Annotated in this window: 11 protein-coding genes; 10 read left to right on the top strand and 1 reads right to left on the bottom strand. The window is 55.8% G+C overall.

Annotated elements, in window-relative coordinates; genetic code table 11:
* Positions 1-5: 5 nt before the first annotated feature.
* The 10 genes from C5O23_RS11710 to C5O23_RS11755 all read left to right on the top strand — a co-directional run bounded on the left by C5O23_RS11710 (position 6) and on the right by C5O23_RS11755 (position 12,920).
* Positions 6-1,448 (top strand): NADH-quinone oxidoreductase subunit N, encoded by a 1,443-nt coding sequence (locus C5O23_RS11710; RefSeq protein WP_107033125.1) that lies wholly within the window; start codon positions 6-8, stop codon positions 1,446-1,448.
* A gap of 140 nt (positions 1,449-1,588) precedes the next feature.
* A complete protein-coding gene (gene murI / locus C5O23_RS11715) occupies positions 1,589-2,419 on the top strand; it encodes a glutamate racemase (RefSeq protein WP_107033126.1) in 831 nt (276 codons plus the stop codon).
* Between the two features lie 32 nt (positions 2,420-2,451).
* On the top strand, positions 2,452-4,962 hold the full coding sequence (locus tag C5O23_RS11720; RefSeq protein ID WP_107033127.1) for a DUF4493 domain-containing protein: 2,511 nt from the start codon (positions 2,452-2,454) through the stop codon (positions 4,960-4,962).
* Between the two features lie 37 nt (positions 4,963-4,999).
* Positions 5,000-5,689, top strand: coding sequence for a lipocalin-like domain-containing protein (locus tag C5O23_RS11725; protein ID WP_107033128.1), 690 nt, complete (start codon positions 5,000-5,002; stop codon positions 5,687-5,689).
* Between the two features lie 25 nt (positions 5,690-5,714).
* On the top strand, positions 5,715-6,689 hold the full coding sequence (locus C5O23_RS11730; protein ID WP_107033129.1) for a glycosyltransferase family 2 protein: 975 nt from the start codon (positions 5,715-5,717) through the stop codon (positions 6,687-6,689).
* Positions 6,686-7,243 (top strand): phosphoribosyltransferase, encoded by a 558-nt coding sequence (locus C5O23_RS11735; protein ID WP_107033130.1) that lies wholly within the window; start codon positions 6,686-6,688, stop codon positions 7,241-7,243. Before C5O23_RS11730 ends, C5O23_RS11735 begins: the two co-directional genes overlap by 4 nt.
* Complete coding sequence (locus C5O23_RS11740; protein WP_107033131.1) at positions 7,240-7,917, top strand: HAD family hydrolase; 678 nt, start codon at positions 7,240-7,242, stop codon at positions 7,915-7,917. Before C5O23_RS11735 ends, C5O23_RS11740 begins: the two co-directional genes overlap by 4 nt.
* A 243-nt stretch (positions 7,918-8,160) precedes the next feature.
* Positions 8,161-10,095, top strand: coding sequence for a glycoside hydrolase family 97 protein (locus tag C5O23_RS11745; RefSeq protein ID WP_107033132.1), 1,935 nt, complete (start codon positions 8,161-8,163; stop codon positions 10,093-10,095).
* A 137-nt stretch (positions 10,096-10,232) separates the two neighbouring features.
* Positions 10,233-11,750, top strand: a complete 1,518-nt coding sequence (locus tag C5O23_RS11750; RefSeq protein ID WP_107033133.1) for an NAD(P)H-hydrate dehydratase — start codon at positions 10,233-10,235, stop codon at positions 11,748-11,750.
* 75 nt (positions 11,751-11,825) lie between these two features.
* On the top strand, positions 11,826-12,920 hold the full coding sequence (locus tag C5O23_RS11755; RefSeq protein ID WP_107033134.1) for a DUF4831 family protein: 1,095 nt from the start codon (positions 11,826-11,828) through the stop codon (positions 12,918-12,920).
* Positions 12,921-13,137: 217 nt separating this feature from the next.
* Here the strand turns inward: C5O23_RS11755 and C5O23_RS11760 are convergent, their stop codons facing one another.
* Positions 13,138-16,548: a pectinesterase family protein gene (locus tag C5O23_RS11760; RefSeq protein WP_107033135.1), complete on the bottom strand. Its 3,411-nt coding sequence runs from the start codon at positions 16,546-16,548 to the stop codon at positions 13,138-13,140.
* Between the last annotated feature and the right edge of the window lie 510 nt (positions 16,549-17,058).

Consider the following 17,058-nt stretch of genomic DNA (forward strand, 5'->3'; position numbering starts at 1 on the left):
TAGCAATGGATTACTCACAGTTTTTAGCACTCAAGCAGGAAATAGGATTGTTAATCGTATTCCTATTAGTCTTCCTCTATGACACTTTCTGCAGCCCCCGTTCGGCAAAAGCCGTCCCGATGATCGCAACCGTTCTCATGGGTGTGCTCGTCGCCTGGGGATTCTGCCCCGTGGTCAAGGCCCCTGAGACCGCCTTCGCCGGAATGTATGTCACTTCACCCGTGATGGTGGCTATCAAAAACATTCTTAACGTCGGCGTGTTCATCGTCCTCATCCAGTCCGTCAAATGGGCCAACTCCGAATTCACCGCAGTGCGCCGCGGCGAATTCTACGAACTGATACTTCTGACCCTCTTAGGCATGTATCTGATGATTTCGAGCCGCCACTTCCTGATGTTCATCATCGGCCTCGAAACTGCCTCGCTTCCCCTCTGCGCACTTGTCGCCTTTGACAAGCACCGCTATGAAAGCCATGAGGCCGCCATCAAATACGTCCTCACCGCCGTATTCTCTTCGGCAATCCTCCTGATGGGTCTCTCGTTTGTCTACGGTCTGGCCGGAACTCTCTACTACGACGGCATCACCGGAGCTCTCGCAGGCCGCATGGGCGTGATGCTTTCTGTGGCCCTCGCCTTCGTGATGGCCGGTTTCGGATTCAAACTCTCGCTCGTTCCCTTCCACCTCTGGACAGCCGACGTCTACCAGGGTGCACCCACATCGGTGACCTCATATCTCTCGGTCATCTCCAAAGGCTCGGCGGCTTTCGCCTTCCTCGTGGTGCTCACTCAGGTATTCGGCCAGTTCTACGCCCAGGCTTGGGAGTGGATGCTCTACGCTCTGATCATCCTCACCATCACTGTCGGTAACCTCTTCGCCATCCGCCAGACCAACATGAAGCGCTTCCTCGCCTTCTCGTCGATCTCGCAGGCCGGTTATATCATGCTCGCCATCATCGGCGACAACGATATGGGCGTCTCGGCTCTCATGTTCTACACTCTTGTCTACGTATTCTCCAACCTCGCCGCCTTCGGCGTGATCGGAGCCATTGAAAACGCCACAGGCAAGGTAGACATGACCGACTACAACGGTCTCTACAAGACCAACCCCCGTCTGTCGTTCACAATGATGCTCGCCATGTTCTCCCTCGCCGGCATCCCCCCGTTTGCAGGCTTCTTCAGCAAATTCTTTGTCTTCACAGCCGCCCTCAACGGAACCGCCTCAGCCGCTCTCTACGTGCTGGTGCTCATTGCCCTCATCAACACCATCATCTCCCTCTACTACTATCTGCTCGTTGTGAAGGCCATGTTCATCAATGAAAGCGACAGCCCGATCGCCACATTCCGCTCGGCATGCTCCGAACGTCTCGGCATGTGGATCTGCGTTGCAGGCATCATCGGCCTCGGCATCGTAAGTTACTTCTATGACTATCTCCTGACAGTCGTAGCCTGAACAGAATAATTACCCAGATCTGATAAAACTATCTCCGGCCGCAATGCGTTTTGCTTGCAGCCGGAGATTGCTGATAAAGGACAGAGGCCCGGACAGCTCTTCGCCTCTCGTTTCACCCACCTTCAAAAAAACACTGAACCATGTTTCCTTCAGCACCCGGCCCAATCGGCGTTTTTGACTCAGGCTACGGCGGCCTGACCATACTCAAAGGCATCCGCGAAACTCTCCCGCAGTATGACTACCTCTATCTCGGCGACAATGCCCGCACTCCTTACGGCACACGCTCGTTCGACGTAGTCTACCGCTTCACCCGTCAGGCAGTGGAATCCCTCTTCAGCCGCGGTTGCCAGCTGGTGATCCTCGCCTGCAACACCGCATCGGCCAAAGCCCTGCGCTCCATCCAGCAGAAAGACCTGCCCGGATGGGATCCATCGCGCCGTGTGCTCGGAGTGGTCATCCCCACGGTCGAAGCCCTCGGTCATATAACCAAAAACGGAAATATAGGCCTGCTCGGAACCCCCGGCACCGTAAGCTCAGGCACCTATGACATAGAGATCGCCAAGTTCTTCCCCCAGTTCCGCACCGTCTCCGTGGCCTGCCCCATGTGGGTGCCTCTGGTCGAAAACAAGGAATTCGATTCGCCCGGCGCCGACTATTTTGTGAAGAAATATGTCGATGAACTCTTCACCCAGGAGCCTGAAATAGACACCGTGATTCTCGGCTGCACTCACTATCCGCTGCTGATCGACAAGATCCGCCGCGAAATCGGCTCGCGCGCCACCATCGTCACCCAGGGTGAACTCGTAGGCGCCAGTCTCGCCGACTATCTGCGCCGCCATCCCGAAATGGATGCCAAGTGCACCAAAGGCGGCTCATGCGAATTCCTGACCACCGAAAACCCCGACAAGTTCACCGAACTCGCCGAAATATTCCTTCAGACACCTCTTAAGGCCTCCCGTATAGATCTCTGACCTTCCACCTGCTGCTGACCGACAACTAAACTATGTCTCTCCGCCACTCATTCATCACGTTTTTACCACTCGCACTGCTCGCCACCTCCTGCTCCGATGACTCTGACCGGGCTTCAGACGGAGCCGGAAGCCTGTCGCTTGACGTGACCGTCGACGCCACCTTGCGCGATCCGCTCACGCAGGAGATCATAGTGGCCTCGCCCTGTGTGCCCGAACAATCGCAGATAAGCGTGACGATGACAGCCGCCGAGGGTAGCTACTCCCACACATGGAAATCACTCTGCGATTTTCCCGCGCAGGATCTCTACTACTCCGGCTCATATCTTATAGAAGCAATCTCCGGCAAAGGAGCCGAAGGCTTTGACACTCCGTGTTACTCAGGCTCCGTCTCGGCCGTAGTCGAACCGGACCGCCGGCTGACATGGCCGCTGACAATGCACCTTGTCAGCAGTGCCTTTTCATTCGATTTCAGCCCCGCCATAACAGCCGGTATCGGTGAAGTCGCAGCCTTTGTCCACACTCCGGGCGGAGAATATCACCGCGTCAGCCCCGATGAATCGCGCCTGCTCTATCTGACACCCGGACAGACCGGGATATATCTTGACGTCATACTCCCTGACGGGCGGCATACCGCATTCAGAAGCCTTGACCTCTCTGCCCTTTCAGGCTGCTTTTATGAGTGTGAGGTAAGTGCCGACATCTCAGGCCCTGACCCCGTGCTCACCTGCTCGGCTCCCGGCAAGAGTGCATCGTTCACACTTAGCGCCGACTTCCTGTCAGCCCTTCCGCCATCTCTGACCGCTTCGGGCTGGACTCCCGGAAGCATCCTGACAGTGCCTGAGGGCGAACAGCCGGAAACTCCGGTCAGAGCAGCCGTCACCGCCGCAGCCCCGCTTTCGCATCTTTGGCTCTCGGTATCGTCGGCCTATCTCTCATCGCTGTCATTCCCGGTGCTTGTCGATCTGCTGCATCCCTCTGCGGAAGATGAAGCTGCCTTTGCTGCTGTCGGACTCATGTCCGATCTGACATCGGCCGGCGGATCGGTGGACTTCACCGCACTGATCGGAAAACTTGTCTTCCTGACTGACGATGAAGCCCTGTCATGTTTCAGCCTCATAGCCGAAGATGACTGCGGACGTGTCAGCGAGCCGCTGAGGCTGCAGGTGCAGACCACCGCCGTCGACATCTCGGTAACATCGGTCGGTGACGCTCCCGTCGGAGCCACATCCGCATCGCTCACGGTCAGCACCAGGGCCGTGGACTTCGCCTCAAATGTCGGGATCGAGATTCTTGATGCCGACGGTCAGTGGCAGCCGGCATCTGTGCTTGCGGTCAGACCGGCCGGCGATTCGTCATATGAACTTGAGTTTGCTATCCCTGACGGCAATGCCGACATCAGGGCCCGTATATTGTATTGCGAGGAGATCAGAGCCGAATTCACCGTAGAGCGCTGTATGCCTGAATTCGAACTTGTGGCAGATCCCTTTGCCACCTATGCCATGATCAGGGTCATGGCCCCAGACCAGGCTACGGTCGAGACAGTGGTGCGCCGGCTGATGCTCTACGTCGACGGGCGCAGGGGGCCGGTCCTCTTGCGTGACGAGGAAAGCGGAGTGCTTGCCTTGAGCGGACTTTCGCCAAACACCTCATACACGCTGACCGCAACCATGATGGACCGTCCGGATGTCTCTGACTTTACCCCCGGACAGCGCTTCACGACAGAAAAGGCCCCGGCGCTTCCTAATTCAGACTTTGAGGACCGTAAATCGGGAGTGGTCTATGACAGACTACCGAGCGGAGGCCGCTATTCACAGACCGAAGTCGCTATCTACAACTGGCAGAACCGCGAGTCATTCTCACAGCAGGTTCCACAGAAGTGGGCCAACACCAACGCCAAGACTTTCAGCACACGCGCCTCTAATCATAACACCTGGTATATGCAGCCGTCGGTCTTCACGGTATCCGATGAGGTCAAAAGCGGCGAATTCGCCGTCTGCCTGCGCAGTGTGGGCTTTGATCTCAGCGGTGAGGATATTCCGGACTATGCGCAGACCGGCAGACCCTATCTGCAGTATTCTCCGGTGGTTCCGCATGTGGCCTGCCGTGCCGCGGGCAAGCTTTTCCTCGGAGAGTATTCTTTCAGCGCCTTCAGCATGGAGGAGAGCTATAAGGATGTTGTCGACTGGAAGTCGAGACCGCGTTCGCTTAACGGATTCTATAAATACGTTCCCTCGCCTGACAGCCCGTCAGACAGCGGAATCGCCATTATAGAAATCTATGGCGATGTCGGCGGTGAGCTGCAGGTGATAGCCTCGGCCCGTACATATCTGCCTATAGCCAACAGTTATACAGCCTTCACGGCCCCGCTGTCCTACACCCGTTTCGGCATCAAGGCAAGCGGCATGAGACTGATGTTTGCCTCCTCGGCTTCGGTCGGCACCATTGCTGAAGAGACCGCCTCGATAGTCACCTCGGTTGATCCGGTCAAAGGGGCCTCTCTCGGAAGCTCTCTCTGGCTTGACAATATCAGTCTTGCTTACTGATGCCTGCTTCCCTCTTAGAAATCAATTAACTGCAAATATGAAAAAATTAACTGTCATCCTCCTTCTCTCTCTGTTTCTTTCCACCTCAGTGAGCGCCTCAGCCTCAGGCTGGGACATTTCAGACCTTCTCGGCAAAGTCTCTTCAGCCACCGCGTCTGACTCGACCAAGACCGGCTCTTCAAAAGGGGGCGGCCTCGGCGATCTGCTCTCAGGTGTGGCAAACGCTCTCGGTGTGGGAAGTTCGAAGCTTACCGTGGAGAAGATGGTGGGAACATGGAAATATGTCAATCCGGCAGTGTCGTTCAAAAGTGACAATTTCCTGCTCAAGGCCGGCGGTGCCGCCGCCGCACAGCAGGTAGAGGCCAAACTGGCTCCCTATTACAAGACCGCCGGTCTGACTTCGCTCGTCATGACCATCAATGCCGACTCCACATTCACCTTCAAGGCCCGCATGATCACTCTGGGCGGCACGATCACCAAGGATGCCGAGTCAGGAAACTTCATTTTCAATTTCAAGGCCTTCAAAAAGATAAAGGTCGGTTCGATGGAGGGCTTTATTGTCATGAACGGCAACAAAATGGAACTCACTTTCGATGTGACCAAGCTCATGACGCTGGTTGAAAAGGCCGGCTCTCTTTCAGGAAACAGCACAATCAAAGGTCTCACCGCCATCCTTCAGCAGTATGACGGCATGACGGCCGGTTTCGAACTTCAGAGGCAGGACTGACAGTCTGAGAATCTCGGATAAGAGCATGGTTTCTATCATAATACCCGCCTATAATGTGGAGATGTATATCCGGGAGTGTCTTGACAGCGCTCTCGGACAGACATTCACTGACCTGGAGGTGATTGTGGTTGATGACGGCTCTACCGACTCTACTCCGGAGATAATACACGGATATGCTGAGCGCGACAGCCGGGTGAGGGTCCTCAGGCGTCCCAACGGAGGTCTTCCAATTGCCCGCAATTCTGGTCTGGAAATGGCGCGCGGAGAGTGGGTGATGTTTCTCGACAGCGATGATGTGCTTTCGCCCTATGCCGTGGCCGTGCTGCTTGAGGCCGCCAGCAGGAGCGGCACCTCGTTTGTTGAGGCCCGGTGGACTGAAGGCGCCGATAGCTTGCAGGTCAGATGGGCGGATGCTCCGGCCGGTTTGCCGACGGTGTTCGGGCAGGAGGCTTATATAGAGAAGGTGCTCTATCAGGATGGAGCCTGCCCCTCCGTGTGTGGCAAGATCTTTGCGCGAAGTTTGTTTGACAGCGGCCTGAGGTTCCGCGAAGGCATCCTCTATGAAGACCTTGACATATTCTATCTTCTGGCCGAAAAGGCCGGGAAGACAGCTCTTATACCAGACTGCCTATACTTCTATCGCAAAAATCCGGTCAGCGTGACAGGCTGCTTTTCGCCGCGTCGCTTCGATGTGCTTGAAGTGACGGAGCGCATGGAGAAGCATATGGCTCTCCATCATCCCGCTCTGCTGCCTGCGGCCCGTGACCGCCGGCTGAGCGCGGCCTTCAATATGTTCGGCCTGATAGCTGCGAATGACCCTGACGGGCGCTATGGGGCGGTAGCCGATGAATGCTGGCGACTGATCAGGGCTTACCGCCGTGAGAGTCTGCTGAGTCTGCGGGTGCGTTTGAAAAACAAGCTCGGAATAGTGCTGAGCTATCTCGGACGCGGAGTGCTCGGACAGGTCTCGCACCGTTTCTACGAAGGGAGGATCAGATGAGAGTGCTGACACTCGATTCCGCCGCATTTGGCCGTATATGCCGGGAGCTTGCGGGGTTGGTGGCCGCTTCGGGCTTCGAGCCGCAGCTGATTGTGGGCATACGCCGGGGCGGTGAGTATGTGGCCTGTGAGATGCGTCCGTGCTTCTCGCGCGCGGCTCTCGGTTTTGTGGGCCTCCAAAGGCCGTCGACGAGCCGCAAGCGTATATTTGGAAAGGCGCTCGGCCGTCTGCCGCGCCCTCTGCTTGACAGGCTCAGAATTATTGAGGCCTACGTCCTAGCGGGTCGCCGCAGGAGTGTCTCTGACCTGCCTCCGTTCCAGCTGCCATCTTCGCTTACGGGGCTTGGACAGATCAGGGTGCTGCTTGTGGACGATGCCGTTGACAGCGGAACGACCATGCTGCGAGTGGCCGAGGCGCTGAGGTGCGGGAATCCTGAAATTGAACTGCGCACGGCTGCCATAACCGTGACCACAGCCGCTCCGCTGACGAGGCCTGACTATGCTATCTATGATGACAGAACTTTAATCCGTTTCCCGTGGTCGATGGACGCATGAAAATATCAACCGGGGTTCCACTCCCGGCTGAGGGGGTGCAGTGTGTGGCGTCGCCATGCGTGGTCGTAGATCTTGACGGCACGCTGATTTGCGGCAATTCGCTGCACATGCTGGTGCGCTTCATGGCCGCCCAGCTGCGCCGGAGGCGTGGCTTTTGGCGCCTGCTTCGCATAGGCGGACTGCTCGGACTGCGTCGCCTCAGGCTGATAAGCCACACGGGCATGAAGCATCCGGTCCACCGCATGGCGGCTGAATCAATGTCTGAAGCTGACATGGAGAATTTTGTATCGGTGCTTGGCGCTGCTCTGAACCGGAAGCTGCTTGAACGGCTCGACGGCTACAGGCGGCGGGGCTATCGGATTTTGCTTGCATCGGCCGCTCCTGACCTCTACCTGCCGCGCCTTACTGCTCTGGCAGGCTTTGACGGTTTCATCGCCACTCCGCTTCCGGCTTCGGCTGGAGAGGCTTACACTGAGACTCGCGGGGAGCACAAACGGGATCTCTGTCTGGACTATGCCGCCCGCGAGGGGTGGACTATAGCCGTTGTGGCCACCGACCATCCCGATGATCTTCCACTGCTTCTGCTGCCAGGCATCAGCCGTCTGCTTGTCAGTCCGGCTCCGGGCCTGCCGGAAGAACTGCGCCGCCGCGGACTGGATTTCGAGATCATATAGAATCGGATCTGCCGGGATGGAATAGCCACGGTGAGGTCTGCCTGGCTTGAGGAGTGACGGTTTTGTAATAAAAATGAGCGGGTTTTGTAATCAAAGGAGACCGCTGAGGCTGATGAGTGCCGCAACGGGTTGGCGGATTCTGAAAAATTGCCTAACTTAGAGGCTGTTTCATTAAGGGTCTCTGATTAGAGACTGCTCACTATCAGTGATTTCCTGCCGGACTATACAACTCTATCCATACTTATGAAAAGAACAGTGCTGCCGGTCATCGCAATGCTTGCCGGCATATCAACGGCTTTTGCCTTCAACATCACAGGCCCGGACGGCAAACTTGACGTCAGCGTTGAGCTTGACGCTGAAGGCCGTCCGTATTACTCGGTGACTCTCGACGGAAAGACCATGCTCCGCCAGTCGCCTTTAGGTTTCGAATCAAACATCGGCTCCTTCACTACATCGTCCTCCATCGTCCCCTCGGAGGTCAGGAGGGTTGAGGAACATTACACGCTTGACCGCATCAAGAAGAGCTCGGTCGATTATCGGGCCAATGAAGCGACGGTGTCTTTTGAAACTCCCGGCGGAGGCCGCTGGGAGGTAGAGTTCAGGGTGTCGGACCATGATGTGGCTTTCCGTTACCGCATACCTCGTCAGGGCGATACAGGGGCGATCTACATAAGCTCCGAGGCCTCAGGATTCCGTTTCCCCTCCGGCACCACCACTTTCCTTACGCCACAGCGCACGGCTATGGAGAACTGGAAGCGCACCAGTCCGTCGTATGAGGAGGTCTACACGGCCGATGCGCCTATGGACGCCGTCTCGCAATACGGCCGTGGCTACACCTTCCCCTGTCTGTTCAGAGTTGGCGATGACGGCTGGGTGCTCCTCTCCGAAACCGGGGTCGACGGCTATTACTGCGGATCGCATCTGAGCGACTACAGGCTCGACGGCCTCTATACAATAGCCTATCCCATGCCGGAGGAAAACAACGGCAACGGCAATGCGGGCGCCGCGATGGCTCTCCCAGGCTATACTCCCTGGCGCACTATCACCGTGGGCCGCGACCTCGCGCCGATAGTGGAGACCACCGTGCCCTGGGATCTCGTCAGCCCGCGCTATGATTCGGCCAACAGCTATGAGCCTGGCTGCGGTACATGGAGCTGGATTGTATGGCAGGACAAGAGCATCAACATGGAGGACCAGAAGGCATACATTGACTTCGCTCATGAGATGGGCTACAGATATGTGCTTGTAGACAACTGGTGGGACACTCAGATCGGGCGCGACCGTCTGCCGGAGCTTGCCGGATATGCCCGCTCGAAGGGAGTGAGCCTTATAATGTGGTACAGTTCCTCAGGCTACTGGAACGACATAGAGCAGGGCCCGATAAACTGCATGGACAATCCCATCAGACGCAAGGCTGAGATGCGCTGGCTGCGCAGCCTCGGCGTGAAGGGCATAAAAGTGGATTTCTTCGGCGGCGACAAGCAGGAGACCATGCGCCTGTATGAGGCGATACTGTCTGATGCCGATGACCACGGACTGATGGTGATATTCCACGGCTGCACACTGCCGCGCGGATGGGAGCGGATGTATCCCAACTATGTGGGAAGCGAGGCCGTGAGAGCAAGCGAGAACATGTATTTCACCCAGCAGGCCTGTGACGACGAGGCTTTCAACGCCACGCTCCACCCCTTCATCCGCAACAGTGTGGGCTGCATGGAGTTCGGCGGCTGTTTCATGAACAAGTATATCAGCCGGAACAACCGTGACGGTCACCGCCGCATGACCAGCGATGCCTTTCAATTGGCCACAACCGTACTGTTTCAGAATCCGGTGCAGAACTTCGCCATAACGCCCTACAATCTTGAGGACGCGCCGGCCGTCTGCATGGACTATCTGCGCGAGGTGCCCACCGTCTGGGACGAAACCCGTTTCATCGAAGGCTATCCGGGCCGCTATGTGGTGCTGGCGCGCCGCCATGCCGACAAGTGGTACATAGCTGGGGTAAATGCCACCGGCAAGCCCGTGACAGTCACTCTTGACTGCCTCGCCAAGGGTGAAGCCTATACGCTCTACTGCGACGATGCCGACCGTAATCCTGTCAGAAAAGATCTGACAGCCGGCAAAAAAGCCCCGTCGGTCACCATGCAGCCCGGTGGCGGCTTCGTAGTGATCAGATGAAAAAGTTTCGGGGTGGGGTTGCTCATGACAATCTTGTTTTGTAATTTTGTAATCTGCAATAGAAGTGATTGGGCCGCAGGCGGAAAAGCGACAGCCGGCCGTCGGGCTTCCGTCACTCACAGACTCATCTCCGGATCATGAAAATATTTACTACTGAAAATATACGCCACATTGACCGCGTCACCATCGATGACGAGGGTGTCAGCTCTATGGAGCTTATCCATCGGGTGGCCGAGGGTGTGGTCAATGAGATTCTCAGCCGCTGGCGTCCGTCGAAACCCACTATGGTCTTTGCCGGCGCGGGCAACAACGGCGCCGATGCCCTGATAGTGGCCAAGCTGCTGATCGAGGCCGGCTTCAATCCCCACGTGGTGCTCATCAATGTCAAGGGCGACTCTCTCTCGCGCGACTGCCGTATGGCCCGCGAGGAGCTGATGCGCATGGGCAATGTCTCGATGACTGAGATCGTGCACACAGCCCACATTCCGCCCCTTACCCCCGACCACCTTGTGATCGACGGCCTTTTCGGAACCGGCCTGCGCAATCCGCTTGAGGGTGGCTACATGGCTATGGCGCGCTACATCAACGAGTCGGGCGCTACGGTAGTGTCGATCGACGTGCCCTCAGGCATGTTCGGCGACTGGAACACCCGTGTGCTCGCGCGCAATGTGGTCCACGCCGATCTCACCATAGCCGTTCAGTTCCCCCGTCTCGCATTTTTCCTGAGCGACAACGCCGAGCTTGTCGGGCGGTGGAAGACAGTAGATATAGGTCTGAGCCGCAAGGCCATCGAGGAAACCACCACGAAATATTATCTCATAGAGAAAGATGACGTCTGCCGGGTGCTCAAACGCCGTCCTGATTTCTGCTCCAAGGCCGATTTCGGCCATGCGCTGCTCTTTGCCGGCTGCTACGGCATGATGGGAGCTGCCGTCATGGCTGCCCGCGGCGCTCTGCGCGCAGGGGTCGGAAAGCTGACGGTCCACTCGCCGCGCTGTGGTTTCGGCGTGATTCAGAATTCAGTTCCGGAGGCGCTTTTCCTGCCCGACCGCGAGGAGAACGTAATTTCCGACATGACCCCGCGCTTCAACTACACGGCTATCGGGGCCGGTCCAGGCATAGGCACCAACGATGCCACCAAGGGTGCGCTTGAAACTCTGATCAAGACCATCAAGCGCCCGATGGTTCTCGATGCCGACGCGCTCAACATCATAGCCCGCAATCCGGCGCTGATCGACCACCTGACTCCGGGTTCGATACTGACTCCCCATTCTGTGGAGTTCGACCGCATTTTCGGCTCGCAGGCTTCGGCGGAGACCCGTCTGCTGAAAGCTCTCGAAGTGGCCCATAAATACAAGCTGATCATTGTGCTCAAAGGCCGCTACAGTGCCACTGTGCGCCCCGACGGCAAAGTGTTTTTCAACTCCACAGGCTCGTCGGCAATGGCCACTCCCGGAAGCGGCGACGTGCTCACGGGCATCATCACCGCGCTCCTTGCCCAGGGATATAAATCGGAGACAGCCGCTACAGCCGGAGTCTATATCCACGGTCTTGCGGGTGACATAGCCGCAGCCGAAGAGGGCGAGTACGGCACCACGGCGGGCGACATAGCCGCCGCCACCGGCAAGGCCATCAAGTCGATTCTCGGCGCCTGATTCCGTCAGGCCGAGTCTGCACCGCAGGGTTTCTTACAAACAGATCTGTCATAATTCACAGCAATAACAGTCAAGATGAAAAAGCTACTATCAATACTGCTGCTCGGAGCGGCCGCCGCTGCTGTTCCGGCCGCTGCCCAGACTTCAACAAAACTTAGCGCGACAAAGGCCAGCGAGTATGGCCTGATCTACACTCTGCCGCTGACCGCCTTTGAGGTCACAGTGGCGGTTGAAAAGACCGTCAGCACTCCCGGAGAGTTCTATCAGTATGCGCGCCGTTATCTCAACGCGACTCCGATCCTCAAGCCGTCGACAAGCTGGCGCATCACCGAGGCGGTGGTCAATCCTATAGCCATAGCCGATGAGAAGGAACGCTATCTGGCCACATTCAAGGGCGGAGCCGGCACTTACATGACCGTGAGCGACCTGAATTTTCCGCTGTCGGTCAACGATGAGTCATACGAGGCCACAGTCAGCCTCTCGCCGCTTCCGCAGCCGGTAGAGGCCGAACCGACCATTCTGCAGCTTCCGGTGGCACAGCAGGCCATCACGCCTGAGATGATCCAGAGCAAGTCACTGGCCAAGCGCGCGCAGCTTGCCGCCGACAAGATCTATGAGTTCCGCAACAACCGCAACGAGATCATCTCCGGTCAGGCTGACGCTATGCCCTCTGACGGCGCTGCCATGAAGCTTGCCCTTGATCAGCTTGCCTCGCAGGAAGAGGCTCTGACGGCGATGTTTCTCGGCACTGTCCAGAAGTCAGTCGAGGTCCGCACCTATACGGTCTATCTGCCTGACGATGGAGCTGTGAGCCGCAAGGTGGTGGCTCGCCTGTCGGCTTTGGACGGCCTTGTGGACGCCAATGATCTTTCCGGTGCGCCGATCTATATCTCGATCACTCCGCAGACCCGCGGCGAGCTGCCGGTCAATGAGAAGGGCATTACCAAGACTTTCCCCAAGGGGGGTGTGGCTTACCGTATTCCGGGCACTGCGCGTGTGACCCTGAGCTATGACGACGAGACTCTTGCCGAAGATACTTTCGATGTGGCGCAGTATGGAGTTGTCTTCGGGCTTGATCCGAGCCTGTTTACCAATAAGAAGTCTCCGTCTTACCTGCATTTCAATCCGCTGACAGGTTCTGTCCGTGAGCTTGGAAAGGTGACGGAGTAAGGCCTTAGGATTTAAAAGCATAAAGCGCTTTCAGGTGATTGATCTGCCTGAAAGCGCTTTCTTTTTTGGGGCTTTGGGGTTGGGCCAATTGGTCTGATTAGGCTAATTGGAGCTTCGGTTGAAAAAAAGACCGCGGCCCGGCGTGGGGCCGGACCGCGGTGGAGTGGGGGAAGCAGTCAGCACTGACTGCCGATGGAGTCTGTTTTATCAGTTGAAGTTATTTCACAATGACTTTGCTTGTGCGGGTTTCGCCTGAAGCGAGTGTCTCTACCTTGATGAGGAGGCCGGTGGTGTTGGGGCTTACGGCCATACCCTGGATGTTGTAGTAGACGGTTGAAATTACTTCCTGATCGGCTGTGATGTCAGTGATGCCGGTGGTTTCAGAGTAGACAGCCTTGACTTCTTCGCCGAGACCGCCCATTTCATTGGCGGCGCGGACAGTGTAGACGGGAGCAGCCGCACGTGAAACCTCAGCCTCAACTGTGTGGACGGGTTCTTTGACTGTGGTCAGAAGTACACCGTCTTTGAATACGGCCCAGAAGCGAGCATAGTCACAGCTGTCCCAAGAAAGTTCGCCATTTTCATTGATGGTTACATTGGTGGGAGCGGGAGCCTGTTCGGCGATCGAAGCGGGGTCCCAGTTGTGGTATGCCGAGAAGTTGTCGTAGCTGTATGATTCAGCTTCAGCCTGAGTGAGCACGGGGTTGTTTGTCTGTTTGGCAAAGGTTGTCTTGCGCTTGCTGAGAGAGATCTGAGATCCGGATTCAGTCATTGAGTTGAATTCGGCAAAGCGTTTGGGATAGCCTGAGCCCATTTCGGCCCAACCTTCTTCGCGGGGCTGAACAGTCATCTTGGTGTCGATGAAGACGGCTACAGGAGTGCCCTGTCCCCACGGACGGCCGAGGAAATAATTCTTGCTGATTCCGGATTTGCCGTTTTCAGCAACGATCTCGCAGTCTTTGAACACATAGCCGAACTGCGGACCGCGCATAGGCACTGCGATGTAACCGCCGTCGGCACACATCTGCAGAGTCACACCCTGATAGAAGATGTCGCCCTTGCCGCAGAGGAAGTCGGTGCGGCCGCGCATGATGCCGCCCTCGAAGTAGTAGACACCGTTGTCAGAGTTGCCGCAATATGTGTCCTGATAGCCCCAGAGGGTAACGTTTTTGAGGATGGTGTGGTTTGCGTAGTCACCGAGAGCCTCGCCGCGGCCGGTATTGTCGTTCAGACCGTTTTTGAGGGTGATGTCCTGAATATAGGTGTTGTCAGCACCCTTTTCGATAGAAAGAGTGGTCACGTTGTGGAGACCTTCGATGGGGTAGGAAGTTCCTGAAGGAGTGGGGTCCTTGACGAGGTTCTTGATGACGGTAGCGTCACGGTCTTCACCGATGATAGAAGTGTTGGCGGCGTAGAGACGGGTGATCGGCGAGGGCATTTCGGCTTTTACCGGGTTGCCGTTGTTGTCTGTGCCTTCCTTGATGATAGTCTCTGTCTCGCTGTAGGGGAGTTCGTAGTTGCCTTTCTTCACGAAGATGACGAAGCGTTTGTTCTTGTCGGCGCGGTTGTTGGCGGCGGCGATAGCTTCTTTGAAAGTACCGTCGTCAGGCACGATGAAGTCATAGCCTTCAGCTTTCTCTACGGCCGGACGGGTCTTGGTAGTGAAAGCGATGGTGATGGCCTTGTCATAGGCATTGTCGGTGAGGTCGCTTACAGAGCCGGCGGGGAGGGTGAAAGTGTAGTCAGTTGCATAGGCGAGGTTGCGGTATGCGAATGAAACAGACTTGCCGGTCACTGAGGGGGTGAGTTCCTGGTCACCGAGTGAAGCCTTGACGCCGTCTTTCACTTTGATCTTTTCATCGAAGTTGAGCACGATCTTACCGTTGATCGAAGCTGTAGAGCTGCCTTCTTCCGGAACGAAAGAGAGGAGTTCGGGGGCTTTGCCGTCGTCAACCAGTTTCGGTGTGCCGAAAATTGTAGTGGCGCCGATGGCTACGCCGTCTTTACGGCTTGTGGTCTGGACTACATCATTAGAGGTCTTGTCGGCTTTCCAGCGGATGCGGACAGAGGGCTGATTGTTGTAGGCGGCGGGAAGGCTGAAGTCATAGGGATACCAGGTCTTGGCATCGGCGAGAGTCACGCTGCCGATCTCGTCCCACTTCTGGCCGTCGAGAGAAACCTCTACGGTCTGGCGTGATTTGGTGTTGTAGCTGAAAGCGAAGGCTCCTTTGACATGGATGTCGGTGAAAGCTTCGGCGTTGATCTCAGTCTCCCAGTAGTATTCACCGAGACCGGTCTCGCGCCAGTTTGTAGCGCCGGGAATCTTGTCTTCATAGCATCCGCCGGCTGCTACAGTCGACTTGTCAAGCCATGAAGAAGTAGTGCCGTCTTCGTTGCGGAGCACGAGTGAAACAGCGTCATTGCCGGCAGCAGCGAAGTCTGCGGCACGTCCGTTGGCGCCTGCTGTGTAGAAGTCCCAGCCGGCGATGAAGTCAGAAGCAGCGAAGTTTGCGGTGATGCTCTTGTCGGCATCCATCACGATAGTGTAGGGGTTGAGGCTCTGGCCGTTGTCCCAGTTAGTAAAGGTGTAGCCGTCATTTTCGAGAGCGGTCAGGCTTACTTTTGTGCCTTTTTCATACATGTTCTTGCCGTCGATCACAGTGGCTGCGGGCGAGGGCTGCACCATGTATGACTTCACGCCGTCGGCGCAGCCATATTTCAGCTCATAGGTGGTGAGAGCCTGATAGTTGGCGGTGAGAGTGGTGGATTTTAAGACGGTGTAGGTGAAGGAGGCGTCAGTTGAAACGATGTTGTTGTCGCTGTCAGTCCAGTTGATGAACTTGTAGCCGAAGTTTTTAACGGTCGAGACCTTGATTTCGCTACCTTTTTCATAAGATTCGGCTGCGGGGTTCATTTCGAGGCTTCCTGCGCCCTCAATGGAAGTGGCGAGTTTTACTTCGAATTTTTCTACACTTTCCACAGAGCCGTTGAGAAGACCTTCGATGGTGATGTCGGCGTAGCAGCCCTGCTTTTTCCCGTCAGCTGCAACTCCATGTGTGCAGCAAAGGAAGAAACCGTCAGCAGAGGCGAGCTGTTTCTGTTGATCGGCAGTCAGAGTGAATTCAAATCTGTCGGCATGGTTTGATTGAGGCTCCTTGCCGCTGGGTGAAAATTTGTCATTTTCCAGAGTCTGGTTGATTCTGTGACCTGTGAAGGTGCCGAGTTTCACGATAGTTCCGTCAGAGAGTTCTGCGGTGACTGTCATACCGTTTTTGGCATCGGTACCTGCACGTGCGATCATGCCGCTCAGTTTGGTCGGTGTGAATGTCAGACCTTTGACAGGCTTGATCATCCATTTGATCTTGTCAGAAGCTCCTGTAGCAGGATCAATCTTCAGGTACGTCACATTGTTCTGCTTACTTACTTCCGTTCCTTTCACGGTTCCGCCCAGATCAATGCTTGTGAGTGAAAAGGCGTTTTCAGGCGAGATTGTGACTGCCGTTGAATAGGTTTTGGCATCGTTGAACGGCCAGTTTACTTTGGCCGGTTCGTTGGTGTAAGTCTGTGCTGATGACCATAGCGCAAGGCATACAATGGCCGTCAGACAGCTCCAGATTCTTTTAATCATGGTGTAGAATTAAATGATAGTTGTATTGGTATTAAATAAATTAGTGTTATGCATAATCTTCGAATTTAAGTAACTATATAATCGCTATAAATTCTATTATATATATTAAGGTATAAAACTCTTCATGGTATTCAGGCGACTGCCGGGCGTGTACGCTGATCAGTTGCCATTGTCTCCGGTCGATTATGCAATTGGCCGATTTGACGCAAAGTTACAACTTTTTATCCTGCAAGTCAATATGCTTCTCAGAAATTTTTTTACAATTTTTTGCCTCTCTCCGCATTATCGCACCAAATCCGCTTCCTGAGACCGTAAATTTGCATCAGAAAATCATCAGCTCCACACCGACTCCATTACTCCGTGAATTGTTAATCCGAATCATTAACGAACTATATTAAAAACCAAATAAAATGAGGCAAAAATTACATCCACCTTAGATTATTTGAGAATGGTCTTGCCGCAGTCCGCTCTTGGGGGCGGTTTAGGCCGCCCCCGCCGCTCGGGCATCCC

The organism is Duncaniella muris (assembly GCF_003024805.1).
GTDB classification, from domain to species: domain Bacteria; phylum Bacteroidota; class Bacteroidia; order Bacteroidales; family Muribaculaceae; genus Duncaniella; species Duncaniella muris.